This window comes from Parvularcula lutaonensis (assembly GCF_014651915.1).
Classification (GTDB): Bacteria; Pseudomonadota; Alphaproteobacteria; order Caulobacterales; family Parvularculaceae; genus Parvularcula; species Parvularcula lutaonensis.
Map to the genome: position 1 here is coordinate 629,253 of NZ_BMXU01000001.1, position 23,598 is coordinate 652,850.

General features: G+C 63.2%; 17 protein-coding genes. 12 read left to right on the plus strand and 5 right to left on the minus strand.

The features are described 5' to 3' along the window. Nucleotides 1–62 precede the first annotated feature (62 nt). The 3 genes from IE053_RS14615 (at nucleotide 63) to IE053_RS02935 (ending at nucleotide 2,510) form a co-directional block, all read left to right on the plus strand. Nucleotides 63–1,367, plus strand: coding sequence for a M23 family metallopeptidase (locus IE053_RS14615; protein WP_308430423.1), 1,305 nt, complete (start codon nucleotides 63–65; stop codon nucleotides 1,365–1,367). A gap of 67 nt (nucleotides 1,368–1,434) precedes the next feature. After that, nucleotides 1,435–2,049: a histidine phosphotransferase family protein gene (locus tag IE053_RS02930; protein ID WP_189571491.1), complete on the plus strand. Its 615-nt coding sequence runs from the start codon at nucleotides 1,435–1,437 to the stop codon at nucleotides 2,047–2,049. 77 nt (nucleotides 2,050–2,126) lie between these two features. Then, nucleotides 2,127–2,510, plus strand: a complete 384-nt coding sequence (locus tag IE053_RS02935; protein WP_189571494.1) for a response regulator — start codon at nucleotides 2,127–2,129, stop codon at nucleotides 2,508–2,510. On the opposite strand, the gene IE053_RS02940 is transcribed toward IE053_RS02935, so the two are convergent. Both IE053_RS02940 and IE053_RS02945 read right to left on the minus strand, forming a co-directional pair. Next, entirely contained in the window at nucleotides 2,495–3,007 is a 513-nt protein-coding gene (locus tag IE053_RS02940; protein ID WP_189571497.1) for a CinA family protein, read from the minus strand. The genes IE053_RS02935 and IE053_RS02940 overlap by 16 nt on opposite strands. Continuing rightward, on the minus strand, nucleotides 3,004–4,164 hold the full coding sequence (locus IE053_RS02945; RefSeq protein ID WP_189571500.1) for a bifunctional 2-C-methyl-D-erythritol 4-phosphate cytidylyltransferase/2-C-methyl-D-erythritol 2,4-cyclodiphosphate synthase: 1,161 nt from the start codon (nucleotides 4,162–4,164) through the stop codon (nucleotides 3,004–3,006). Before IE053_RS02945 ends, IE053_RS02940 begins: the two co-directional genes overlap by 4 nt. Before the next feature lie 143 nt (nucleotides 4,165–4,307). On the opposite strand from IE053_RS02945, the gene IE053_RS02950 reads away from it, so the two are divergent. The 6 genes from IE053_RS02950 to IE053_RS02975 all read left to right on the plus strand — a co-directional run bounded on the left by IE053_RS02950 (nucleotide 4,308) and on the right by IE053_RS02975 (nucleotide 9,236). Next, nucleotides 4,308–5,405: a hypothetical protein gene (locus IE053_RS02950; RefSeq protein ID WP_189571503.1), complete on the plus strand. Its 1,098-nt coding sequence runs from the start codon at nucleotides 4,308–4,310 to the stop codon at nucleotides 5,403–5,405. A 163-nt stretch (nucleotides 5,406–5,568) separates the two neighbouring features. Beyond that, nucleotides 5,569–6,090 (plus strand): 50S ribosomal protein L10, encoded by a 522-nt coding sequence (gene rplJ, locus IE053_RS02955; RefSeq protein ID WP_189571505.1) that lies wholly within the window; start codon nucleotides 5,569–5,571, stop codon nucleotides 6,088–6,090. A 51-nt stretch (nucleotides 6,091–6,141) separates the two neighbouring features. Next, entirely contained in the window at nucleotides 6,142–6,522 is a 381-nt protein-coding gene (gene rplL, locus IE053_RS02960; protein ID WP_189571508.1) for a 50S ribosomal protein L7/L12, read from the plus strand. A gap of 146 nt (nucleotides 6,523–6,668) precedes the next feature. Continuing rightward, nucleotides 6,669–7,280 carry a hypothetical protein gene (locus IE053_RS02965; protein WP_189571511.1) on the plus strand — a complete coding sequence of 204 codons (612 nt, stop codon included), beginning with the start codon at nucleotides 6,669–6,671 and terminating at the stop codon, nucleotides 7,278–7,280. Between the two features lie 61 nt (nucleotides 7,281–7,341). Then, nucleotides 7,342–8,220, plus strand: a complete 879-nt coding sequence (locus tag IE053_RS02970; RefSeq protein WP_189571513.1) for a DUF4349 domain-containing protein — start codon at nucleotides 7,342–7,344, stop codon at nucleotides 8,218–8,220. An 86-nt stretch (nucleotides 8,221–8,306) separates the two neighbouring features. After that, nucleotides 8,307–9,236 (plus strand): sterol desaturase family protein, encoded by a 930-nt coding sequence (locus IE053_RS02975; protein ID WP_189571515.1) that lies wholly within the window; start codon nucleotides 8,307–8,309, stop codon nucleotides 9,234–9,236. A 9-nt stretch (nucleotides 9,237–9,245) separates the two neighbouring features. Here IE053_RS02975 and IE053_RS02980 read toward each other — a convergent pair whose 3' ends face one another. Together IE053_RS02980 and IE053_RS02985 are read right to left on the minus strand one after the other, a co-directional pair. After that, the gene (locus tag IE053_RS02980; protein ID WP_189571518.1) at nucleotides 9,246–9,872 is read right to left on the minus strand and encodes a glutathione S-transferase family protein; all 627 of its coding nucleotides are present in this window, start codon (nucleotides 9,870–9,872) and stop codon (nucleotides 9,246–9,248) included. A 167-nt stretch (nucleotides 9,873–10,039) separates the two neighbouring features. Beyond that, complete coding sequence (locus IE053_RS02985; protein ID WP_189571520.1) at nucleotides 10,040–10,336, minus strand: UrcA family protein; 297 nt, start codon at nucleotides 10,334–10,336, stop codon at nucleotides 10,040–10,042. 270 nt (nucleotides 10,337–10,606) lie between these two features. Between IE053_RS02985 and IE053_RS02990 the strand changes: the two genes are divergently transcribed. Beyond that, nucleotides 10,607–12,583, plus strand: coding sequence for a winged helix-turn-helix domain-containing protein (locus tag IE053_RS02990; protein WP_189571523.1), 1,977 nt, complete (start codon nucleotides 10,607–10,609; stop codon nucleotides 12,581–12,583). Nucleotides 12,584–12,595: 12 nt separating this feature from the next. Here the strand turns inward: IE053_RS02990 and IE053_RS02995 are convergent, their stop codons facing one another. After that, nucleotides 12,596–14,536 (minus strand): S9 family peptidase, encoded by a 1,941-nt coding sequence (locus tag IE053_RS02995; protein ID WP_189571525.1) that lies wholly within the window; start codon nucleotides 14,534–14,536, stop codon nucleotides 12,596–12,598. Between the two features lie 525 nt (nucleotides 14,537–15,061). Here IE053_RS02995 and rpoB point away from each other — a divergent pair. Next, on the plus strand, nucleotides 15,062–19,147 hold the full coding sequence (rpoB, locus tag IE053_RS03000) for a DNA-directed RNA polymerase subunit beta (RefSeq protein ID WP_189571528.1): 4,086 nt from the start codon (nucleotides 15,062–15,064) through the stop codon (nucleotides 19,145–19,147). 81 nt (nucleotides 19,148–19,228) lie between these two features. Next, nucleotides 19,229–23,440, plus strand: a complete 4,212-nt coding sequence (rpoC, locus tag IE053_RS03005; protein WP_189571531.1) for a DNA-directed RNA polymerase subunit beta' — start codon at nucleotides 19,229–19,231, stop codon at nucleotides 23,438–23,440. Nucleotides 23,441–23,598 lie beyond the last annotated feature (158 nt).

Sequence of the window (23,598 nt, forward strand, 5' to 3'; positions counted from 1 at the left end):
TTTCTTAAACGTAGGCCACCCGGTTCTTGAGATCGCAAGACTTGTCGAGCAAGTCTTGCCGGATGAGGGCAATCCTGCTTGCAGCGCTTGCGGCGACGGTCGCGTGTCTGTCCCCGGCGGTGGGGCAGGAAGACGAGCCGCGCCGTCCGCTCTGGACGGGAGCGGATACCCTCGACGACCAGAGCCTGTTCGGCCAGTTCCGCGCCCTGCGCGACAGCCAGCAATTCATCACCGAGCCCATTCTTGATGGCGAAGCGCTCCCTGAGTTCCTGCAGCGCCTCGGTGTTCCGGCCACCGATGCAAATGCGGCATCGCAAGCGGTTTTCGCTGAGGCTGGGATCGAGAAGCTTCCCGACGACACCGTGGTCCGCGTCAAATTCATGCGCAGCCCGGCCACTGTCTTCGAGATCGCGTCAGGTGCCTACCCCAGGGCCCTGCAGGCGATGGAGATCCTTCTCGGGACGGACAGGCTGATTGTCGTCGGCCGGACCGATGACGGGTTCGAGGCAGCGTCCCGGCCGGTCGATCTCGAGATCCGCTACGTGGCCGCGGCGGGAGAGATCAACCGATCGCTGTTCTCCGCGGCTTTGGGAGCCGGCGTGCCGCGCGAGGTGATGATCCGCTTCGCCGACGTCTTCGCCTTCGACGTCGATTTCGCCCGCGAGATCTTCCGTGGGGACCGGTTCGAAATCATCTACGAGGTCTATGTCGACAAGGAGGGGGAGGAGATCGGCGTCGGAGAAATCGTCTTCGCGGCGCTAACCTGGAAAGGCGGGACTGAAGCCATCGGTTACTATCGGTTCAAGCCAGAGGGAGCCGAAGAAGCCGCCTATTACGCTGCCAACGGACGAAATCCACGCACGCTCCTGATGAAGTCGCCGATCAATGGCGCGCGGGTCACCTCGCGCTTCGGTCGCAGGCGCCACCCGGTGCTCGGCTTTGTCAAAGGCCATGCCGGCGTCGATTTCGGCGCGCCGCGGGGAACCCCGGTCCTGGCGGCAGGTGACGGTGTGGTGAAACTCGCAGGCCCCCGCGGCACGTTCGGCAATTACATCCGACTCGAACACTCCGAAGGGCTCGAGACCGCCTATGCGCACCTCAACGGCTTCGCCAAGGGCCTGAAACAGGGCCAGCGGGTCAAGCAGGGCGAAGTGATCGGCTATGTCGGCTCGACAGGTCGCTCCACCGGACCGCACCTTCACTACGAAGTCCTCGTCCAAGGCCAGCCGCAGAACCCCGAAACCGTCAAGGTCGCGGTGGGGGAAACCCTCGAAGGAGAGACTCTCGAATCCTTCTACGGGGTGCGTGAGACCTTCAACGACATGCGGATCCGCCCCTTTGCCGTCGCAGAGGCAAGACTTCCTTAACCTCTTGCCGTCGACCTCAGGGGGCTTCAATGCCGCTTCCCATCATCCCGGTCGGAGAACCAACCGAATGCAGCACGATTCCGAACTCGATTTTGCATCCCTCCTTGCCTCGCGACTCTGCCACGACCTCGTCAATCCGGCGGGCGCCCTGAACACCGGTCTCGACGTCGTGAAGACCGAGACCGACCCGATGATGATCGAGGAAGGCCAGAAGCTGATCGCCACGTCGATGGAGCGCGTGCTTTCTATGATCGAATTCGCCCGCGTCGCTTACGGTGCGTCGGGCGGCAGCGAGGGGACCATTGACATGGCCATGGTCCGTGACTTGACGAAACGGGTTTTCGCGCATTTCAAGGCTGACCTTGACTGGCAGATCGAGAAGCCGGGCCTCGAGAAAGCCGAGGGGCGGGCGCTGATGAACCTGCTGCTTGTCTGTGAGCGCATTGTCCCGCGCCGCGACAGCGTCGTCCGGGTCGAGGAGGCGGGAGACGGCTACGCCATTATCGCCACGGGCAAACGGGCCAAGGTGCCCGAGGATGTCGCTGCTGCGTTCGCAGGCGCGGACGGCGATTTCGAGCCGAAGGCGATGCCCGCCCGGCTGGCCCAGAAACTCGCGGCGACTGTGGGTAAGTCGATCACCGTCGAAAGCGGCGAGGACATGGTGACGATCCTGCTTCGATAAACTTTGAGGCGTCGAGTTAAATAACGCTTGAGCCTGTCTGCCCCATGGGATCGCTACCGCAAACCGAAGGGGCAGAAATGGCACGTTCCGTGGTGATCGAGGATTCCAGCCGGGTCCGCGGGATCGCGATCGAGCTGTTGGGCCGCCTCGGAATTGAGGCCGAAGGGATCGCAACGGCGAAGGAGGGGGCGAGCTTTCTCATCGAGTACAAGCCCGACCTGGTGCTCCTCGACTGGGACCTGCCGAAGCTCGGTGCACTCGACATCCTCACGGCCATGGCCGAAGCGGCATTGTCGCCGAAACCCAAGGTGATCCTGATGGCCACGGAGAACGACCCCAAGCAATTCGCGCTGGCGCGGGCGGCAGGCGCGGCGCGTTACATCCTCAAGCCTTTCGATGCCGATGACCTCCGAGCAGCCCTGCGCGGCGCGGGAGTCAATGTCGATCAGGATACGGACTGACCGCAGAGGTCGATCCCGCGCAGGAGCAGTCGTAGCCCGTTCCGCATCGCGAGGGTCCTGACGAGATCGCGGCAATGGCCCGGAAAGAGCCTGCGGTCCGAGATTGTCCCGAAGGGACCCGACAACCCGAACCAGACAAGGCCGACAGGCTTTTCAGCGGTACCGCCGCCGGGTCCTGCGACGCCGGTGACCGAGACGGCGATGTCGGCTCCCGAGCGCGCTCGGGCACCGGTCGCCATCTCCATGGCCACGCACCTGCTGACGGCACCGTGGTCATCAAGGGTTTCCTTCCGCACACCGAGAAGGTCGATCTTGGCTTCGTTGGCGTAGGTCACGAACCCATGAGTGAAAACTGCTGACGATCCGGGGACGGAGGTGAGGGCGGCGGAGATGAGGCCCCCCGTGCAGCTCTCGGCGGTCGCAGCGGTCAAGCCTTCCGACGCGGCGCGGGTGATGACCTTTTGGGCCAGCGCGCGGGACTGCGGGTCGCCGATCATGACGCAGGCAGGGTTACGGTCACGAGCGCCTGCGCGGCGATCCCTTCGCCACGCCCGGTAAAGCCGAGCTTCTCCGTGGTCGTTGCTTTCACAGCCACGCGGTCGAGGCTTATACCCATGATCTCGGCCAGCGCACCGCGCATCGCTTCGCGATGAGGGCCCACCTTGGGCGCTTCGCAAATCAGGGTGACGTCCGTGTGCAGGATCCTTCCCCCGCGTTTCTTCACGAGCTCGGCAGCGTGGCGCAGGAAGACTTCCGATGGCGCCCCGCGCCATTGCTCGTCCGAAGGCGGAAAATGCTGGCCGATATCGCCCTCGGCAAGAGCGCCGTAGATCGCATCGGTCAGGGCGTGCATCCCGACATCGGCATCGGAATGGCCCCTGAGCTTCTGCGTGTGCGGAATGTCAACGCCGCAGAGGGTGACGTGGTCGCCATCCTCGAAGGCGTGGACATCAAAGCCTTGCCCGACACGGGTTTCCATGGCGCTCTCCAGTAGCCGCTCGGCCAGAGCGAAATCCTCCGGACGGGTGATCTTGATATTGGTGGGGTCGTCTTCGACCAAGGTGACCGGCCTGCCCGCGGCCTCGAACAGGGAGGCGTCGTCCGTCATGTCTTCGCGCTCCGAGAACTGACGATGCAGGTCGAGAATTTCTTCGAAGCGGAAGCCTTGGGGCGTCTGCGCCCGCCAGAGGCGATCGCGCGGGACTGTGCCGCTAATGACCGGGCCGTCTCCCGCGCGCTTCAGGGTATCGCTGACCGGCAGCGCGGCGATCGCCCCGCTGTCGCGGCGGGCAGCGTCGATGACACGGTCGATGGTCGCGGAGCTGACGAAAGGACGGGCACCATCATGAATCAATACGATGTCGGGTTCTTCGCGCGCGAGCGCTTCGAGGCCGCGCAGGACAGAAGCCTGTCGCTCGGCGCCTCCCGGCACCGGTGGAGCGATCTTGGGCAGGCCGCTGGCGGCATCGGCAAAGCGGTCTTCCTGTCCCTCGGCTATCACGGCAAGGATCGACGTGATCCGTGGGTGATCCGCAAATGCGCGGAGGGTCCTTCGCAGGACAGGTTCTCCGACGATGCTCCGGTACTGTTTGGGAAGCTCGCCACCTGCCCGGACACCCTTGCCTGCAGCGACGATAACAACGGCAACTTTCATGGCCCGGCTTTGGCAGAAACCGGGCAAGGCGGGTAGCCCCGTCTCCAGCGACTCCCTTTTCTCCGTGATTTCGGATAAGAAATAGAGGCTTTTCTCCGTGATTTCGGATAAGAAATAGAGGTCAGGCTGGGTTGGAGCCGCGTATGGGTGCGATCGGAAGTCTCCTGAAGGGCATTATCGCTGCCGCGGTCGTCACGGCGATCGTGTGGATCGGCGCGCTTCTCCTGCTGAACGTCGCGTGCCCGCTTGGTTGCGAGGCACTCGCGCCGTATTCGGAACTGGTGAAACAGCCCGCTCCGCTGCTCGGTGAAGGCATGTCGATGGCGATGCTGCTGATCGCCATCCTGTTCCTTGGTCTCGTCATTGTGCTCACGCCGAGGGACATGGTGATTTCCCTCGCTGCGGTCTTTGCGATCCTGATCGGCGCGGTTGTCTTCCTGATGCACATGACCCCGGTTCTGGAGGCGCAGGAACCCGAGCCTGAGCCTGTCGTCACACCGGCGCCCGAGCTTGATGCCGCCGCGAGCGAGCTGCCGATCCTCGAGCCGGCGCGCTGCGCACCGGACGAGTTCCTGAGCGAAGATGGCTGCCGCAAATGCATGGTGACGGAGACGGTGACACGGCCCCCGCGCCTCGACTTCGGCCCGGTCGAGACCGGCGCATTCTGGCAGTACGCCAAGGACCGCACCGTCATCAGTGGCGGGCAGGCGATGGACGTCGACAGCTTTGTCCGCTCCCTCGCGAGCAGGGCGGACTTCTGTTCGGCGGAGGCGGTGCTGGTCTTCGGATCGGCTTCATCCGACGGCCTGCGTTCGGTGAACGAGCAGCGGGCCCGGAGAAGGGCCGAGAACCTGGCCGATGCCGTGCGCGAGGCGTGCGGGCCGAGCGGGCCTGAAATCTTCGCGCTCAGCCTTGGCCAGTCCGAAGCCGAACGTGACGTGGACGAGGATCGCCCGGTCACGATCACGGCGATCAGGCGCTCGAACGGCTATGAGCTGACCGGCGAGCTGATCCTCGATGAACTCGGCTATGAATTGGCCGAGGGCCGGGCGGTTTCGCCGCTCCTCGAACGCCGGGAGAGGTTCCCGCACCCCTGGTCAGGTCCGAACGGAACGGCATCCGCGCTCGAAGTGAAACCTCGCCCCGTCGAAACACGGATGGTCCCGGCCCCTGGCGCGCCTGAAAGCTGCGGCGCGCCTGATCTCTTGGGGGTTGACGGACGCCCGCCCCTGCGCCAGTAGGCCCGCTCGCGCAGGTGAGCTGCGCCACGTCGAAGACCGCAGGCATCCATAAGCCCTGCCGAGACGGCTGAAAGCCAATCGGATGCGTCAGGCCGTATGGCCCGATGGCACGCATCGTTCTCCGCCGCGGCACGGTCTCAACTGCCCATAAGCGGAGAGTTTCATGCCCCTCTCTAGGGAACAAAAGAAGGATCAGGTTGCCTGGTTCGAACGTGTCCTCAACGACAATGAAGTCGTTGTGGTCATGAAGAACAGCGGCCTGACCGTTGCGGAGGTCTCCGACCTGCGTAACCAGATGCGCGAAGCGGGTGGCGGCGTGAAAGTCGTCAAGAACCGCCTCGCCAAGATCGCTATCGGCGATCGTCCGGGTTCGGAAGTCAAAGAACTGTTCACCGGCCCGACCGTCATCGCCTATTCGGCGGATCCGGTGACGGCTCCGAAAGTCGTCGTCAAATGGGCGAAGGATCACGACAATCTCGAGATCCTCGGTGCCCTGATGGGCGAAACCGCCCTCGATGCGCCGGGCGTCGACAGCCTGTCGAAAATGCCGTCCCGCGAAGAAGTTCTCTCGCAGATCGTTGGCAGCCTTACCGCTCCGTGGACGAACGTCCTCGGTGCCGTTGGCGCACCGGCTGCGAACCTTGCCGGTATCGTCAAGACGATCGCCGAAAAAGAAGACGCGTAACAACAACCGTTCTCTGATCCGAACACAGACTAACCAAGGAAGACCCAAACCATGGCAGACATCAAAGCACTCGCCGAACAACTCGTTGGCCTCACCCTGCTCGAAGCCAAAGAGCTCCAGGACCTCATGAAAGAAGAGTACGGCATCGAGCCGGCCGCCGGTGGCGCCGTCATGATGGCCGGCCCGGGTGGCGGCGACGGTGGCGCGGCCGCTGAAGAGAAGACCGAATTCGACGTCATCCTCGCTTCCGCTGGCGACAAGAAAATCAACGTCATCAAGGAAGTCCGCGGCATCACCGGCCTGGGCCTCAAGGAAGCCAAGGAACTCGTCGAAGGCGCTCCGAAGCCGGTCAAGGAAGCCGTCTCGAAAGAAGAAGCCGAAGAGCTCAAAGCCAAGCTCGAAGCTGCTGGCGCGACCGTCGAGCTCAAGTAATCTCGTCTCCTCAGGGAGATCCGAGCGGAAAACCCCGCGGCAGCGATGCCGCGGGGTTTTTCTTTGCCGGGGGTGGTGAGCATAAAAGCATTTGATTCAGGGGGGTGATCCGTCCACCTTCGTGCAGGGCTTATGGGGAACTCGTTATGATGTTGGTTTTTGGCGATGGGTCGCAACAGGCGGACCTGTCCCGTGAGGGTATTGGGGCTGCCCTCCGGCGTCTCCGCCATGACGGGCTGCGAATGGTATCGCTGGTCCGGACCCAGGACGAGTGGCTGATCGCCATCGCCTGCGAGACGGGTTTTGAACTCTTCTACCTGAACGACGCCAAGCTCGATTACCGGCGTCGTCTGGGCGTGAAGTCGGCCGATGATGTCGCCGTCATCATGCTGGCGTTCGCTGATGGCGATACGTCATGGTCGCAAGGATTCGAGGCCATCACGGCTGACGAAATCATCTTCGCCCTCGGCGAGGATGAGGACGAAGTCGCCGGGTATCTCGCAAACCTTCCCGCCGGGATCGCGCTCCTCGTTGCGTTTGCCGTCGACACCCCTCTTGGTTTCGGAACCATTCTGGATGCGTTCATCGAGGGCGCCGCGGCAGGATTGATCGGCGGTCTGGGCGGCGGGCTTGCGGCAGGTGTGTTCCAGTCGAACCTGCCCAAGGCTGTTGGTTATCTCGCGGTCCTGTTTGCCATCGCAGGCAGTGTCGGTGCCTTTCTCGCGCTCCGCTGGTTCGCGCTGGGGCTCGTTGGCTGACAGGAAGGCCACTTGCCGGTGGAACCCTCCCATGCAAGCGTTTGCGCAAGGGAGAGCGACCATGCGGTTCATGACAGCGTTTGCGGCCATGCTAGCACTCGGTGCCTGCAATGATGATGGTGCCTATAATGCACAGCAGCCTGTCTACGCCGAACTTGCCGAGGAAGCGGACACGGTTGCCGTAACCGGTGCTCGGTTAAAAAGCGGCGCACCGCCGACGGAGCAGGGCGGGGAGCCGTCTGCGACCCGCTACCTCGCCTATGCGTATAGCGGCACGCTGCTCCTCCCCTCGGAATCGGTGAAGCCGGTCCTCAGCCGGCACGAGGAAGCCTGTATCGCCGCGGGCCCCTCGACTTGTCAGGTGCTGGAGAGCTCTGTCGAGGAACGAAACGCGGACAGTGTGTTCGGGACACTCAGTTTCCGGGCGACACGCGACTATATGAACGCCTTCCGTGCAGGGCTGGCAGCGGAGGCGGAGGCCGTAAAAGGCTCTGTCGTCAGCATGAATGCCAGCGTGGAAGACCTGACCCGGGAGATCCTCGACACTTCCGCCCGGCTCGAGGCGCAGAGGAAGCTGCGCGACCGTCTGCTCGTCCTGCTTGAGAAAGACACGGACGATGTTGGCGACCTGCTTCAGGTGGAGCGTGAGCTGGCACGCGTGCAGTCCGAAATCGAGAGCACCGAGAGCTGGCTCCGTGCCCTTGAAGGCCGGGTCAGCATGGACCGGATGACGCTGTCCTACCAGTCGATCCGAAAGCCGGTGACCCAGAGCACCGGCCAGCCACTGGCGGAAGCATTCCGCAACTTCTTCTACGTGGTGTCCGAGAGCCTCGCGGCAGTTATTCTCTTTGTCGCGGCGGCGCTGCCATGGCTGATCGTGGCGATCCCCGCGCTCTTCCTTCTCCGCTTCGCGATCAACAGGATCCGCCGGAAACCCTGATCGGGCCGGACTGCTGCTGACTGGTGTGTCGGCTTGGCAATCGCTCCGGAGCGCGTAACCTCTGAAGGAGCGAGGAGGGCGGCCCGATGAGCGTCCACCACTACCTTTTGTTTTTCGCGCCGGTTTTCCTGACGATGATCGCCGTCGAAGTTTTTGTCGGCCGCAAGCGGGGACTGGCGCTCTACTCACGGGGCGAGACAACGGCCTCGATCGCGATCGCCCTCGGCCAGCGTCTCCTAGCGCTGTTCCCGCTCAGCCTCGTCGGTTTCATCACCCTGTCGGCTTATGAGAACCGGCTGTTCGAGATCCCGAGCGATGCCTGGTGGTATATCCCGCTGCTCTTTGTGCTGATGGAGTTCGCCTATTACTGGTTCCATAGGCTCAGCCATGGCGTGCGGTGGCTCTGGGCGACGCACTCTGTCCATCATTCGATCGAGGAGATGAACATCCTCGCTTCCTACCGGTTCGGCTGGACCGGCAGGATCTCGATGGGCGGCCTGATCTACGCGCCGCTGGCCCTGCTGGGTTTTCCGCCTGCGCATTACCTTGCGATGCTGGCGGTAAACCTGATGTACCAGTCATGGCTGCATACCGATCTCATCGGGAAGCTCGGCCCGCTCGAGGGGATCGTGAACACGCCTTCGGCGCACCGGGTCCACCATGCGAAGAACGCCGATTACCTGGACCGGAACCATGGTGGTGTGCTGATGGTCTTCGACCGGCTCTTCGGTACCTACCAGGCCGAGAGGGACCACGTCCCGGTGGAGTACGGCCTGGTGACCCCGTCAGGGTCAAAAAACCCGCTCAGGATCGCTTTCCACGAATGGGGCAGCATGCTGAAGGACCTGCGGCGGCATCGGCCTGCCGCGTGGCCGGGTCTGCTCTTCGGCCCGCCCGGATGGGCCCCGGACGGGCAGGCTCGGACCAGCGCAGACATCAGACGGGAGTACCGTAACAGCCTGGGCGCGCCGGATGCGAACCTGGCGATTGCGCCGTCTGTTCAGCCTGCGGAGTAGGCGCGCGGTCTACTGCGCTTTCGCAGCTTCCATCTCAGCGATCAGCGCCATGTCCCGGGCCTTGGCCTTGCGGAAGGGGTCTCGGCCGGTGAGACGGCCTGCATAGGCCGCGAACGCGTCTCGCTTAGGCAGCGTCTCGAACTGGAGGCCCCAGACAATCTGGCTGCCGAGATAGACGTCGGCGGCGGAGAAGCGCGCGCCGCAGACATAGTCTCGATCGCTGAGGAGGGTTTCGAGCACATCGACGACCTTGTCGTAGCTGCCGAAACCGAAGGAGCGGCTCTGTTCTTCGGTGGGAACGATACCCGCCGAGTTCATGCTCACCGCCTGCTCGACCGGCCCAGCGGCAAAGAACATCCAGCGGTAATAGTCGTGCCTGTCTTCAGGCGTGGGGCCGAGACCCTTTTCGGGGAAGGCGTCAGCGAGATAGGCGCAGATCGCGGCGACCTCGGTCACCACCTTGCCGTCATGGCGGATGGCGGGCACTTTCCCCATGGGATTGATCGCGGTGTATTCCGGACCCTTCATTTCGGGTCCGTACTGGATGATCCGCTCTTCATAGGGCGCGCCAACCTCTTCGAGCATCCAGCGGACTATCTGCCCGCGCGACATCGGGTTGGTGAAGAATTCCAGCATGGCCTTGCCCTCGGATTGCCGCCTGAAGGGAACAAAAGATGTACGCTCCCGCAAGGATGGATCACAGCTCTCGGGAAAACTCCTGCCGCTAGGGAGTCGGCAGGGGTCCCGCGCACACCTCAAGAACCGCGAGCGGAGTGCCCGCGGCTCCTTCGATCGTGCGACACTCAGAATCGGGCGCGGTCTTGGTAGGCTGCTGTCAGGACAGGTTCGTCGAGTTCGGTGATCACGCCCTCAATGGCGTCCTCGGTACAGCGACGGATCTTGTGGCCAGGCGTGCCGTGGCGTTCGCCCTGCTTGCAGAAGCGGCGGGCCTTGGTTTCCAGCCGGTCGAGCAGCGCTTCGCGCGCACCTTCGGATCGAAGCTCGTTCTCGTCGAAGGCGAAGGTGAAGTCCTTGGCCTCGGCGGCTCCAGCGGGATGGGCTGCGTTGAGGATAGCGGCGGTGAGAAGGGTGGCGATCATGGTCGTGGTCTCCCCGGGGTTGGTGACCAGACCCAGATGGACCGCGACCCCGCTGCACAACCCGATGGCAGGCTGACGTTTTGCGGAGGGCTTTATGATGGCCACCATCAGTCAGATTTCGAGGGGAAATTCGCGCCTGCTGGCGATTCCATCAGGGTTTCATCAGGCCGCCATCCGGCGATTTCAGGGCCTCACGGGTGGAAGATCGTCGCAAACGATCTCATCTCGACGGGGAGTCATGGGGCAGGATCGCAAGGGAAGGAACACGACGTGCCGGAGAATGCCCGCCAGAAACTGGTCCAGATCGGTGAGTTCCTCTTCGATCGCAGCCGGAACCTGCTCACGCGCGGCGAGGCCGAGCAAACCCTTGAGCCCAAGGTTGCCGATCTACTCGCCCGGTTTGCGAGGGAACCCGGCCAGACCCTTTCTCGCGGCACGCTGCTCGACGATGTCTGGGGCACCCGCATCGGTTCCGATGAGAGCCTGACTCGCGCAGTATCGCTCCTGCGCAAGGCATTCAAAGCCGATGAGGGGGCCACCTATATCGAGACCGTGCCAAAGCGGGGCTATCGCCTCGTGGCGCCGGTGGGGGATGCCGAGCAGGCGCCTCGGGTCGAGACACAGCCTGCTGCGAAAGCCGCGGAGGGTCGAAGCGAGCCCGGAGCCGGTGAGGTTCGGCAACCGGAACATGCAGGGCCGTCAGTGTTCCGGCGTTCCGGACTGAGCGGGGCCGTGGCCCACGTAACATCGAGTGTCGTCTATAGCGTCGCCGGTCTTGCCGCGCTGGCGATCATGGCGATCGTGTTGGTCACCATGGTGGAGATGGCGAAGAAGCGGGACATGATGGCGAGCGGGGGCATCGCTGTCGCGAGCTTCACCGGCGAGGCGTCCAGCGAGCGTTCTTCCGAACTCGCCGCGTCGCTGGCGGAAAGACTTCCCGCGGTCCTGATGGCCAATACACTCGATGTCCGCACGGATCCGGAGCGGGCAGGGCTGTTGCTGTCAGGTTCGGTGGATCATCAGGGCGGGGACATTTTTGTCGTCTCCGTCCAGCTTGTCTCCCAAGCGACGGGATCGGTCCTCTGGGCGGCCCAGCTCAAGCGTCATGACGACGAAGGCTCATCCATCCGCGACGACGTCCTCGGATCGGTGGGTCACGCCCTTGGCTGTGCGATCAAAGGCTTTGACGTCTACGACATGAACGCAGCCTTTCTGCCGATCGCCATGCGCTATTGCAGCGCCTCGCGGGATGCACCGGGCACCGCCGCGCATATCGAGGCGATGAACGATCTCCTCGGTATCGCTTCGGACAATGCTTCGGTCTGGGCTGCGCAGGCCGTCGCGCAGGTGCTTTGGGCGCAGCAGAACACAGGCCGTGCGGACCGCATTCCCGAAGATGCGCTGGACGCTCTCGACAATGCCTTCAGCATGGCGATCGAAAAGGACGCCCCGGCGATCGCGCTGGCCGAAGTGATGACATCCGCCCCAGGAGCGCTTTCGCTCTCCGAGCGGGAAGAGAAGCTGCGGGTTGCAGCGCTCGACCACGGGCCGATGCGCAATCTCGCGCGGAGCCTCCTCGCCGAGCAGTTCCTCAGCGTGGGAAGGCACGCCGAGGCCGAGGCGCTGGCCACCGCGATCAGGAACACCGATCCTGCCCATGCAGGTGCTTACAGGCTGAGCGTGCTGGCCGAGACGCAGGACGGGAACTGGGAACGGGCCCAGGCGTTCCAGGAGGCGGGGGAGCGGTTCGATCCGGAGGCGGATTGGCTGGCGTCAAGCGGTTTCGATCTTGCGCTTTACCGAGGCGATCTCCCGACAGCTGCGGCTCTCTGGGAAGAGCAGGGAGCGAAAGCCTTCATTGGCGTCGGCGGTTCTGGTACCGCCTGCATCGACCTGTTTCTCGAGACTGCCCGCGCCAAGCAGGCGGACGACCTTGCGAGTGTTCGTCTCGACCGCGCCTGTATCGGCGTCGATCCAGTGACACGAGCGCGGCTCTTCCTGGCACTTGGCGAAAACGTCTTTGCGGCGCAGGAGCTGACCCGTGTGGGGTCGGGAACAACACCCGACGCAAGGCGGGCGCTGTTCGCGCCTGCCTTCGACCCGTTCCGGAATGACGAGAGGTTCTGGGGTGCTCTCCAGCGCACTGGCCTGATCGAGAGCTACATAGAGACCGGGCGCTGGCCGGATTTCTGCGGCGATCGCCGTTTCACCCCGGCCTGCGAGGAGGCCGCCCGCTTTGGGAGCTGACGGCCAACACTTTTAGTCCGTTCCGAGATGGTCTTCCAGGAACTTCGTGATTTCCTGGTACAGATGGACGCGGTTGTTCAGTTTCCTGACGGAGTGCCCTTCATCGGGCCAGCGCAGGTACTTCACCTCGACCCCGCGCTCCCGAAGGGCCTTCACCATGCGGTCGCTTTCGGAGACCGGGTCGCGGGGATCATTCGCGCCGTGGCTGAAGAGCATCGCGGCCTTGATCCTGTCGACATTGTTGATGGGTGAGATCGAGGCGAAGAAAGCCCGTTCCTCGGGGTCTGTGATGTCGCCATATTCGATGACGTCCGATGCCTTGAGATAGGGCGATGCCTCCTCCAGCGCGCGGACCCAGTCAGAGACGCCCACGAGCGAAACGCCCGCCTTGAAGAGATCAGGATACGCGCCAACCGCTGCGTTGGTGAGGTAGCCGCCATAGGACCCGCCCATGATTGCCACGCGCTCTCCATCAAGGCCGTCCGCCTGCTTCAGCCACGCCACGGCATCGGCGACATCGTCAACGGCCTTGGTCCGGTTCCGTCCGTTGTCCATCCTTGCAAAGCTCTTCCCGAAGCCCGTCGAGCCGCGGAAGTTAAGGTCGAGCACGGCGATGCCGCGGGTGGTCAGGTACTGCGCCAGCGGTTCGAAGGTGGGACGGGCCTGCGCCGTGGGGCCGCCATGGACCATAATCACCACCGGCGCATTGCCTTCCGTATCAGGACGATAGAGAAGCCCCTGCAGTTCCACTCCGTCACGGGCCTCGAAACGGACAGGCTTTGGGGCCTGGAAAGATGCCAGGTCGAGGCCGCCATCCTGCGGTTCCGCCAGGATATCGAAGCGCGGGCGGCGCTTGGTGAGGTCGAGGAGGCCCACCGTGCCGGGCGTTGTCGGTCCGCGCAGGGTCACAGCCAGCTTGGCCGCGTCCTTCGCGCCGTCGAGGCTGTAGATTCCTCGCGGCAGTTCGGGGAGGAATACCCGGCGGTTGTTCCGGGTGACATCAAAGGCACCGATGCCCGAATAGCCGTCCTCATTCTCGGTCCAGACGAGGTAGCGGCCCCCGGCGAGTTCGACATCCTCGATATCCCGGTCGTCATGCTCGTGAAGGAAGGAGAGAGCTGCGTTGGCGTCGCCGGTTTCCTCGAAGGCTTCGAGATCGAAGAAGGCGAGGGCCTGGAATTCGCGCCCGTGGTTCGTCGCCATCCAGAAGCCCGACCCATCGGGCTTGAAGACGAAGCTCTGGTAGTTCGAGATATCCTCGGGATTGAGGAGCGTCGTGAGCTCTCCGGTGCTGACGTCCAGCAAGTGGAGGACGTTGCCATCCTCGCCGCGGGTCTCCGTCACGATCACTTCGTCGGTGCCCGGACGCCATGCCTGCGGGAAGAAACCGAACCGGCCTTCATAGACCTCGCGCACGCCGTCGTCGTCGCTGAGATAAATGTCGAAGTCCGTGCCGTTCCGGCGTGTGGTCGCGAACACGAAGCGGTCGCCATCATCGTCGAAGTCACCAAAGCTGTTGAACGCCTCGGAGGCATCGAGCAGCCTCTCCTCGTGGTGGCCGTCCACGGTGAGGAGGGTATATCCCACCCGCTCGTTCCCGTCCGTGTCAGCGGCAATCCTGATCCTGCCGTCAGGGGCGAAGCCAAAGCCCGAAACACCTGTGCCAAAGGTCAGCTGTTTCGGCTGGCCGCCTTCATCGGGAACGGCGAAGACCTGCGGCTCGCCCGTGATGGAGCTGGTGAACAGGACCGTCTCGCCGTCGGGGCTGATCGTTCCGCCCGAAGCGCCGGTGACCTTGAAAAAGCGGACAACGTTCGGCGGTTCGGCGCCAGCAAGACCGACGCTTGCCGGTGCAGGCGAGGGGATGTCCTCGGGAAATTCCCAGTCTTGCTCGGATTGCGAGGCCTGCAGGGCGATCGCCGCGGCCGAAGCGGTCAGCATGGTGATGAGCATGGTTGCGCCTCCTTCTTGTTCCCGCCTCGTTAGCGTCGAGGCTGTCGCGGGGTCGAGGCGCTCAGGCAGCGTCGAAGGGGCACTGGGCAGCCCGCACGCCCACGCGTAGCCGCGGCGCCGGTTGGGCGTGTCACGGCCATGGGCGATGGTCCTTGCCTCGCGCCCGGGCGGGTGTCTCCCTGGTTCGTCGAGCGATGCTGATCGCGAGCGGTGATGAACAGGGCGTGGCGAAAAAAGCGCTTGTCAATCACTTAGCTTTGCATTAACGCGCGCGTTTCCGGGGTCGGCGGCCTTCCCGGAACTGGCTGTGCACGTGCAAACGAACTTCGTTGTAAACAACTGATTTTTTCGAGCGCTTCATACCCCGCTCGCCCGATGGGCGCGGGGTATTGGCGCTTTCACTCGCCGTCGCGTTCCGCCGGACGCGACTTGGAGCGCCTGAAGTCTCGGGCGTTCGGAAATTCTGGGTGCCCCGCCGGGCGCCCGCAGGAACAAAGGCCCACCGGGGTCAGTTAAGGGCGGTTTATGGCTCAGAGCTTTGTCGAAAAGAAACGCATCCGCAAGGGCTTCGGTCGCATCGGTGATGCGGTCACGATGCCGAACCTGATCCAGGTTCAGCGCGAATCCTACGAGGCTTTCCTCCAGCGCTATGTTGCGCCGGAACAGCGCAAGCGCGACGGGCTCGAGGCCGTTTTCAAATCGGTCTTCCCGATCTCGGACTTCACCGAGACCGCCTATCTTCAATACGTCTCCTACGAATTCGAAGACCCTAAATTCGACACCGAAGAGTGCATGCAGCGCGACATGACCTATTCGGCGCCGCTGAAGGTCAAGCTCCAGCTCGCCGTGTTCGAGGTCGACGAAGATACCGGCGCGAAGTCCGTGAAGGACATCAAGGAGCAGGAAGTCTACATGGGCGAACTGCCGCTCATGACGGACAACGGTACTTTCATCATCAACGGCACCGAGCGCGTCATTGTCAGCCAGATGCATCGTTCGCCGGGCGTCTTTTTCGACCACGACAAGGGCAAGACCCACTCTTCGGGCAAGTTGCTCTTCGCAGCGCGAATCATTCCCTATCGCGGCTCGTGGCTCGATTTCGAGTTCGACCCCAAGGACATCGTCAACGTCCGTATCGACCGTCGCCGCAAGCTTCCGGCGACGACGCTTCTCTACGCCCTCGGCCTCGACCAGGAAGACATCCTCGAGATCTTCTACGACCGGGTGAAGCACACGCGGCAGGGGCATGGTTTCACCATGCCGATCGACAAGGAGCGCCTGCAGGGCTCCAAACCCGAGCGTGACCTCGTTGATGCCGAGACCGGCGAAGTTGCCGTTCCCGCTGGCAAGAAGGTCACGGCCCGCACGATCAAGCAGCTCGAAGAAGCCGGCACGAAGAACTTCTTCCTGACCCGCGAGCAGATGCTGGGCCGCTATTTCGCGCGCGACCTCGTCAACCGCGAAACGGGTGAGCTCTATGCCGAGGCTGGCGACGAAGTGACGGAAGAGGCGCTCGAGCGTCTCGAGGAAGTCGGCATCGACGAGTTCGAGACCCTCGACATCGACCACGTCAATATCGGCGCCTACATGCGCAACACCCTCGCCGCCGACAAGAACAACGGCCGCGAGACCGCGCTGATCGACATCTACCGCGTCATGCGTCCCGGCGAGCCGCCGACGCTCGATACTGCGGAAGCCCTGTTCTCCGGTCTCTTCTTCGATGAAGAGCGCTACGACCTCTCGGCTGTCGGCCGGGTGAAGATGAACATGCGCCTCGGCTTCGACAACAACGAAGTCACCGACGAGATGCGCACCCTCCGCAAGGAAGACATCATCGCGGTCCTCAAGACGCTGAACGACCTGCGCGACGGCCGCGGCGAGATCGACGACATCGACAACCTCGGCAACCGCCGCGTGCGTTCGGTTGGCGAGCTGATGGAGAACCAGTACCGCATCGGCCTGCTGCGCATGGAGCGGGCGATCAAGGAGCGGATGAGCTCCGTCGAAATCGACAACATCATGCCGAACGACCTCATCAACGCGAAGCCGGCTGCCGCCGCGGTTCGCGAGTTCTTCGGCTCGTCGCAGCTCAGCCAGTTCATGGACCAGACCAACCCGCTGTCCGAGATCACCCACAAGCGCCGTCTGTCGGCGCTTGGGCCGGGTGGCCTGACCCGCGAGCGTGCCGGTTTCGAAGTCCGTGACGTTCACCCGACCCACTATGGCCGGATCTGTCCGATCGAGACGCCGGAAGGCCCGAACATCGGTCTCATCAACTCCCTGGCGACCCACGCGCAGGTCAACAAGTACGGCTTCATCGAGAGCCCGTATCGGCGCGTCGTCGATGGCAAGGTGACCGGCGAGGTCGTCTACCTGTCCGCCATGGAGGAGCAGCGGCACGCAATTGCCCAGGCGAATGCCGAGCTGAACGAAGACGGCTCGTTCGCGAACGAGTTCGTCAACGCCCGCTACCGGGGTGAAGCGACGCTGATCCCTCGGGAAGAGATCGCCTTCATCGACGTCTCGCCCAAGCAGCTCGTCTCCGTGGCCGCAGCGCTCATCCCGTTCCTCGAGAACGACGACGCGAACCGCGCGCTCATGGGTTCGAACATGCAACGCCAGGCCGTGCCGCTGATCCAGGCCGAAGCGCCTTATGTCGGTACCGGCATGGAAAGCGTCGTGGCGCGGGATTCAGGGGCTGCCATGGCTGCCCGCCGCGCAGGCTTTGTCGAGCAGGTCGATGCCCAGCGTATCGTTATTCGCGCGACGAAAGAGCAGGACACCTCCAAGCCAGGCGTCGATATCTACAACCTGCGCAAGTTCCAGCGCTCGAACCAGAACACATGTATCAACCAGCGCCCGCTGGTGAAGATCGGTGACGAGGTCGAGGCCGGTGACATCATCGCTGACGGCCCGTCCACGGATCTCGGCGAGCTGGCGCTCGGCAAGAACGTGCTCGTCGCGTTCATGCCCTGGAACGGCTACAACTTCGAAGACTCGATCCTCATCAGTGAGCGGATCGTGCGCGATGACGTCTTCACCTCGATCCACCTCGAGGAATTCGAAGTCGCTGCTCGTGACACGAAGCTTGGGCCTGAAGAAATCACGCGCGATATCCCCAACGTGTCGGAGGAAGCCCTGCGCAACCTCGACGAAGCCGGGATCGTGGCGATCGGTGCCGAAGTGCATCCGGGCGACATTCTTGTCGGCAAGATCACGCCGAAGGGCGAGAGTCCGATGACCCCGGAGGAGAAACTCCTTCGGGCCATCTTTGGCGAGAAGGCGGCGGACGTTCGCGACACTTCGCTCAAGCTGCCTCCTGGTGTTTCCGGCACGGTGGTCGAGGTCCGCGTCTTCAACCGCCACGGCGTCGAGAAGGACGAGCGGGCCCAGCAGATCGAGCGTGACGAGATCGAACGTCTCGCCCTCGACCGTGACGACGAGCAGGCGATCCTCGACCGCAACATCTTTGGCCGCCTCGAGGAGATGCTCCTCGGCGAGGAAGCCGTCTCGGGTCCGAAGGGCTTCCCGAAGGGTAAGATCACCCGCGAGAGCCTGAAGGAAACCCAGCGTGGGCTGTGGTGGAAGATCGCCATCGCCGACGATGCCAAGATGGGCGAGATCGAGGGCCTGAAGAAGCAGTACGAGGAGAGCCGCGAGCGCCTCGAAGACCGCTTCAAGGACAAGGTTGAGAAACTCCAGCGTGGCGACGAGCTGCCGCCGGGCGTCATGAAGATGGTCAAGGTCTTCGTCGCTGTGAAGCGCAAGCTCCAGCCGGGCGACAAGATGGCCGGCCGTCACGGCAACAAGGGTGTCATCTCGAAGATCGCGCCGATGGAAGATATGCCGTTCCTCGAGGACGGTACGCCGGTCGACATCGTGCTCAACCCGCTCGGCGTTCCTTCGCGGATGAATGTCGGCCAGATCCTCGAAACCCACCTCGGCTTTGCCTGCCGCGGTCTTGGCCGTGACATCCAGGAAGCCTGGGAAGCGTGGGAGCGCGGTGAAAGCGGCAAGAAGGAGTTCGTCGAGAAGCTGAAGGACGTCTACGGTCCGGACCAGGAGCTTCCGAAATCGGATGAAGACCTGAAGGAGCTCGGCAAGAACCTCTTCAAGGGCGTGCCGATCAGCACCCCTGTCTTCGATGGTGCCCGCGAGGCGGAGATCGTCGAAATGCTGAAGAAGGCAGGGATCTCCGAGACCGGCCAAGTGACGCTGCAGGATGGCCGCACGGGTGAAGCCTTCGCCCGCCCGGTGACCGTGGGGTACAAGTACCTCCTCAAGCTGCATCACCTTGTCGACGACAAGATCCACGCCCGTTCGATCGGCCCGTACTCGCTCGTCACCCAGCAGCCGTTGGGCGGCAAGGCGCAGTTCGGCGGTCAGCGCTTCGGCGAGATGGAGGTCTGGGCCCTCGAAGCTTACGGTGCGGCCTACACCCTCCAGGAAATGCTCACCGTGAAGTCGGACGACGTCGCGGGCCGGACCAAGGTCTACGAAGCGATCGTCCGCGGCGACGACAGCTTCGAAGCCGGGATCCCGGAGAGCTTCAACGTTCTCGTCAAAGAGATGCGTTCGCTCGGCCTGAACGTCGAGCTTCAGAACCGATAAGCGTTCTGGCCGGAGGGCGAGCCCTCCGGCCACAGAGTTTTCGCGGGGATGACCCGCACCGATTTTGAGAGGAGAGACCCTATGTCTCAGGAACTCGCAAACGTCTTCAATCCGCTGGCCCAGCCGCAGACGTTCAACCAGATCCGCATCTCTCTGGCTTCGCCGGAGAAGATCCTGTCGTGGTCCTACGGCGAGATCAAAAAGCCGGAGACCATCAACTACCGGACGTTCAAGCCGGAGCGTGACGGCCTCTTCTGTGCGCGGATCTTCGGTCCCGTGAAGGACTATGAGTGCCTTTGCGGCAAGTACAAGCGCATGAAGTACAAGGGTGTCGTCTGCGAGAAGTGCGGCGTCGAAGTCACCCTGTCGAAGGTGCGCCGTGAGCGGATGGGCCACATCGAGCTCGCCGCGCCGGTCGCGCACATCTGGTTCCTGAAATCGCTTCCGTCCCGGATCGCGATGTTCCTCGACATGACCCTCAAGGATGTCGAGCGGGTCCTCTATTTCGAGCAGTACATCGTCATCGAGCCGGGCATCACGCCGCTGGAGCCGCTGCAGCTGCTCACCGAAGAAGAGTATATCGAGGCCCAGGAGCAGTACGGCGAAGACCAGTTCACGGCCGGTATCGGTGCCGAGGCCATCCGCGAGATCCTCGCCAACATGGATCTAGAGGCGATCGCCGAACAGCTCCGTGTCGAGATCGCCGAGTCGACCTCCGAGCTGAAGCCGAAAAAACTCGCCAAGCGCCTCAAGCTGATCGAGAACTTCATGGCCTCGGGCAACAAGCCCGAATGGATGATCATGACGGTCATTCCGGTCATCCCGCCGGAGCTGCGTCCGCTCGTGCCGCTCGATGGTGGCCGCTTCGCGACGTCGGACCTCAACGATCTCTATCGGCGGGTCATCAACCGGAACAACCGCCTCAAGCGCCTCATCGAGCTGCGCGCGCCTGACATCATCGTCCGCAACGAAAAGCGGATGCTGCAGGAAGCCGTCGATGCGCTGTTCGACAATGGCCGCCGCGGCCGCGTCATCACGGGTACGAACAAGCGCCCGCTGAAGTCGCTGTCGGACATGCTCAAGGGCAAGCAGGGCCGCTTCCGCCAGAACCTTCTCGGCAAGCGCGTCGACTATTCGGGCCGTTCGGTCATCGTGGTCGGGCCCGAACTCAAATTGCACGAGTGCGGACTACCGAAGAAGATGGCGCTCGAGCTCTTCAAGCCGTTCATCTATTCGCGGCTTGACGCGATGGGCCTCTCCGCCACGGTGAAACAGGCGAAGAAGCTTGTGGAGAAAGAGCGTCCGGAGGTCTGGGACATCCTCGACGAGGTGATCCGTGAGCACCCGGTGATGCTGAACCGCGCGCCGACGCTCCACCGCCTCGGTATCCAGGCATTCGAGCCGAAGCTCATCGAAGGCAAGGCCATCAACCTGCACCCGCTCGTCTGTACGGCCTTCAATGCCGACTTCGACGGCGACCAGATGGCCGTGCACGTGCCGCTGTCGCTCGAGGCACAGCTCGAAGCCCGTGTGCTGATGATGTCGACCAACAACATCCTCAGCCCCGCGAACGGCAAGCCGATCATCGTGCCGTCGCAGGACATTGTCCTCGGCCTCTACTACATCACGCTCGAAAAAGAGGGTGAGCCGGGCGAGGGCATGGTGTTCTCGGACATCAACGAGATCGAGCACGCCCTGCAGGCTGGCGTCGTCACTCTCCACACCAAGATCAAGGCCGTCTGGCGCTCTGTCGATGCCGAAGGCAACGAGACGATGGAGCTCGTCGACACCACGGCCGGCCGGATGAAGGTCGCCTCGGTCCTGCCGAAGGACAACAATGTCCCGTTTGAGGTCATCAACAAGCTGCTGACCAAGAAGACGATCCAGGGCCTGATCGACACCGTCTACCGCCACTGCGGCCAGAAGAAGACCGTCATTTTCGCCGACCAGATCATGGACCTTGGCTTCAAGGAAGCCTGCAAGGCCGGTATCTCCTTCGGCAAGGACGACATGGTCATTCCGGAAACGAAGGCTGCGATCGTCGAGGAGACGCGCCAGCTCGTTTCCGAGTACGAGCAGCAGTATGCGGACGGCCTCATCACGCGCGGCGAGAAGTACAACAAGGTCGTCGACGCCTGGGCGAAGTGTACGGACCGTGTCGCCGAGGAGATGATGAAAGAGATCTCCACGACGAAGTTCGATCCCGAAACCGGGCGGCAGCTCGAGCCGAACTCGGTCTTTATGATGTCGCATTCCGGCGCCCGTGGTTCACCCACCCAGATGCGCCAGCTCGCCGCCATGCGCGGCCTGATGGCCAAGCCTTCCGGTGAGATCATCGAGACTCCGATCGTCTCGAACTTCAAGGAAGGCCTGACGGTGCTCGAGTACTTCAACTCGACCCACGGCGCGCGGAAGGGTCTTGCGGACACCGCGCTCAAGACGGCGAACTCGGGATACCTCACCCGTCGCCTCGTCGACGTCGCGCAGGATTGCATTGTCAAGGAAGAGGATTGCGGCACCGAAACCGGCATCACGCTGGAAGCCATTGTCGATAGCGGCGAGATTGTTCTCAGCCTGTCCGAGCGCCTGCTCGGCCGGACCCTACTGAATGATGCCGTCGATCCGGACTCCGGTGAAGTCATGATCCCGGCGGGCACCCAGCTCGACGAGAACCAGGCCGAAGCGATCGAATTGGCGGGCATCCAGAAGGTGAAGGTCCGCTCGCCGCTGACCTGCGAAACCCCGATCGGTGTCTGCGCCACCTGCTACGGCCGTGACCTTGCGCGCGGCGAGCCGGTGAACGTCGGTGAAGCCGTCGGCGTCATTGCGGCCCAGTCGATCGGTGAGCCGGGCACGCAGCTGACCATGCGGACCTTCCACGTCGGTGGTACCGCACAGGTTGGCGACGTCTCGCTGATCGAAGCCAGCCATGAAGGCACCATTCGCCTCGAAAACCGCAATGTCGTGAAGGACTCTGCCGGCGACCTCGTCGTCATGGGCCGGAACACGCTCATCAAGATCGTCGGCAAGGAGGGCGAGGATCTCGCTTCCTTCAAGGTGACGTATGGCACGAAGCTGCGCGTCGATGACGGCGACAAGGTCGAGCGCGGCCAGCGCCTCGCCGACTGGGATCCCTACACGCTGCCGATCATGACCGAGGCTGCGGGCAAGGTGAAATACGAGGACCTTGTCGAGTCCGTCAGTGTCCAACTCGTTGCTGACGAGGACACGGGTCTTGCGAGCCGCGTGGTCACCGACTGGCGTTCGAACCCGCGCGGTGCGGACCTGCGTCCGGCCATGCTGATCGTCGATGACGAGGGCGAGCCGGTGAAGCTGGAGAACGGCCAGGAAGCTCGCGTGCTCCTGCCGGTCGAGGCCATTCTCTCGGTCGAAGACGGAGCGAAAGTCGGGCCGGGTGACGTGCTCGCGCGTATCCCGACCGAGGGCGCAAAGACCCGGGACATCACCGGTGGTCTGCCCCGTGTCGCCGAGCTCTTCGAGGCGCGTCGCCCGAAGGACCACGCGATCATCGCGGAGATCGACGGCCGCGTCGAATTCGGTCGCGACTACAAGAACAAGCGCCGGATCTCGATCATTCCGACCGAGGAGGGTGCGGAACCCCGCGAGTATCTCGTCCCGAAAGGCAAGCACCTTGCGGTTCAGGAAGGCGACTTCATCGCCAAGGGCGAGTACATCCTCGACGGCAACCCGGCGCCCCACGACATCCTCGACGTGCTCGGCATCGAGGCGCTTGCTGATTATCTCATCAACGAGATTCAGGAGGTTTACCGCCTGCAGGGCGTGCCGATCAACGACAAGCACATCGAAGTGATCGTCCGGCAAATGCTCCAGAAGGTCGAAGTCCGCGATCCGGGCGACAGCCCGTTCCTCAAGGACGAGCAGGTCGACAAGGTCGAGTTCGACGAGGTCAACGCCCAGCTCAAGGAGAATGGCCAGACCCCGGCAACGGGCGATCCTGTCCTCCTCGGCATCACCAAGGCGTCGCTCCAGACCCGCAGCTTCATCTCGGCGGCCTCCTTCCAGGAGACCACCAGGGTCCTCACCGAGGCAGCGGTTCAGGGCAAGGTCGACACCCTGGAAGGCCTCAAGGAGAACGTCATTGTCGGCCGCCTCATTCCGGCCGGCACCGGTGGCCAGATGGCCAAGCACCAGCTCGAAGCCGACAAGCGCGACGAAAAGCTCATCGAAGAGCGCGAAGTCCGCGAAGCGGCGGCCCTCCCGGCACCCGACCAGGTCTTCGAGAGTGGCGGCGACACGGCCGCGGCCGAGTAAGAATTCAGGAAGGCGGGCTACGGCCCGCCTTTTTGTTTAGACAGAGCTGCTAGGATTCCGCCATCCCGAACGTCTCGGGGCGAATCCCGTTCCAGGGGCCGACTGACGCTGCCTGCGTCAGGTCTGGTTGGGATGAAGGCAGCAGGGCCAGGGACCAC

What these genes read in the sequence shown, in the direction of transcription:
- IE053_RS02950 (WP_189571503.1), top strand. Translation starts at nt 4,308, where the DNA reads ATGGGTGCGATCGGAAGTCTCCTGAAGGGCATTATCGCTGCCGCGGTC.
- IE053_RS02935 (WP_189571494.1), top strand. Translation starts at nt 2,127, where the DNA reads ATGGCACGTTCCGTGGTGATCGAGGATTCCAGCCGGGTCCGCGGGATC.
- IE053_RS02970 (WP_189571513.1), top strand. Translation starts at nt 7,342, where the DNA reads ATGCGGTTCATGACAGCGTTTGCGGCCATGCTAGCACTCGGTGCCTGC.
- IE053_RS02995 (WP_189571525.1), bottom strand. Translation starts at nt 14,536, where the DNA reads ATGCTCATCACCATGCTGACCGCTTCGGCCGCGGCGATCGCCCTGCAG.
- rplJ (WP_189571505.1), top strand. Translation starts at nt 5,569, where the DNA reads ATGCCCCTCTCTAGGGAACAAAAGAAGGATCAGGTTGCCTGGTTCGAA.
- IE053_RS02965 (WP_189571511.1), top strand. Translation starts at nt 6,669, where the DNA reads ATGATGTTGGTTTTTGGCGATGGGTCGCAACAGGCGGACCTGTCCCGT.
- IE053_RS02930 (WP_189571491.1), top strand. Translation starts at nt 1,435, where the DNA reads ATGCAGCACGATTCCGAACTCGATTTTGCATCCCTCCTTGCCTCGCGA.
- IE053_RS02945 (WP_189571500.1), bottom strand. Translation starts at nt 4,164, where the DNA reads ATGAAAGTTGCCGTTGTTATCGTCGCTGCAGGCAAGGGTGTCCGGGCA.
- IE053_RS02980 (WP_189571518.1), bottom strand. Translation starts at nt 9,872, where the DNA reads ATGCTGGAATTCTTCACCAACCCGATGTCGCGCGGGCAGATAGTCCGC.
- IE053_RS02975 (WP_189571515.1), top strand. Translation starts at nt 8,307, where the DNA reads ATGAGCGTCCACCACTACCTTTTGTTTTTCGCGCCGGTTTTCCTGACG.
- IE053_RS02940 (WP_189571497.1), bottom strand. Translation starts at nt 3,007, where the DNA reads ATGATCGGCGACCCGCAGTCCCGCGCGCTGGCCCAAAAGGTCATCACC.
- rpoC (WP_189571531.1), top strand. Translation starts at nt 19,229, where the DNA reads ATGTCTCAGGAACTCGCAAACGTCTTCAATCCGCTGGCCCAGCCGCAG.
- IE053_RS02985 (WP_189571520.1), bottom strand. Translation starts at nt 10,336, where the DNA reads ATGATCGCCACCCTTCTCACCGCCGCTATCCTCAACGCAGCCCATCCC.
- rplL (WP_189571508.1), top strand. Translation starts at nt 6,142, where the DNA reads ATGGCAGACATCAAAGCACTCGCCGAACAACTCGTTGGCCTCACCCTG.
- rpoB (WP_189571528.1), top strand. Translation starts at nt 15,062, where the DNA reads ATGGCTCAGAGCTTTGTCGAAAAGAAACGCATCCGCAAGGGCTTCGGT.
- IE053_RS14615 (WP_308430423.1), top strand. Translation starts at nt 63, where the DNA reads ATGAGGGCAATCCTGCTTGCAGCGCTTGCGGCGACGGTCGCGTGTCTG.